Genomic DNA, 831 nt, shown 5'->3' on the forward strand with positions numbered 1-831 from the left:
TCGAGTTCACGCTCATTCTCGGTACTGTTATCCGCTCGTGCACGTAGCATATTACCGTTAGCATCATACTGGTAATTTAAACCATTGGCTTTGGTTACCGCATGCGGCCCAGCTTGTTGGAGACCTAGAGAAAATTGCAGCGATAGGGGGAATGTATGTAATTGACTTGTCTGTTACTTTTTAATGGTGCCTGTCCCTGAAGTATCCCCACAAAACTGAGAGAAAAAGCTAATAAATTCATTTTATTGGGAACATTCATGACGCTTAGTGATCAACAGTTTATCACCACAATAAATATGTCATCACCGAGAAACGTCATGAATGTGAAAAGTATAGTATCCAATTTTCTTAACGCTGTCCTTGGTTCAATGCATAAAACTCGAGCAAGAGCGTTTGGCGCGTGTGTTGAAAGTGTTCTCTCTGGAAATGCACTTTACGTGACTTCTATCGGAAGGGGGATCGCGACCCAAGCCTATGAAAAACATGCAATTAAAAGGGCTGACCGACTACTCTCTAATTCCCATCTGTATGAATCGAGATTGCTTGTTTATAAGCGCATGACAACTTTACTGACGTCCCATCTAACGCAGCCTGTTATTCATGTTGATTGGTCAGACTTAAATAAGCAAAAGACACTGTTTTTACTTAGAGCATCGTTGTCATTTAAAGGAAGAGCCTTGACCGGCGTTGTTGATCAAATCAGCTTGAAGATCAACGACGCCATATATGACTAGCCGTTAGCTTCTAACAGGCATACCTAGTCCTATGACTTTGTTCATTGCTTTGACATTTGCCAGTGCCTCACCAACTTGAGCGTTATAACATCTCAAG

1 protein-coding gene is annotated in these 831 nt (G+C 41.8%); it reads left to right on the forward strand.

The features are described 5' to 3' along the window. Positions 1 to 257 precede the first annotated feature (257 nt). Positions 258 to 734: a hypothetical protein gene (locus tag QTN95_RS20865; RefSeq protein WP_331418880.1), complete on the forward strand. Its 477-nt coding sequence runs from the start codon at positions 258 to 260 to the stop codon at positions 732 to 734. The last annotated feature ends 97 nt before the right edge of the window (positions 735 to 831 follow it).

The sequence above is a fragment of the Vibrio sp. M260112 genome (assembly GCF_036533775.1).
In the GTDB taxonomy this organism is placed as follows: Bacteria; Pseudomonadota; Gammaproteobacteria; order Enterobacterales; family Vibrionaceae; genus Vibrio.

Excerpts from the sequence above, each read along its gene's own strand:
- QTN95_RS20865 (WP_331418880.1), top strand. The coding sequence starts at position 258 with ATGACGCTTAGTGATCAACAGTTTATCACCACAATAAATATGTCATCA.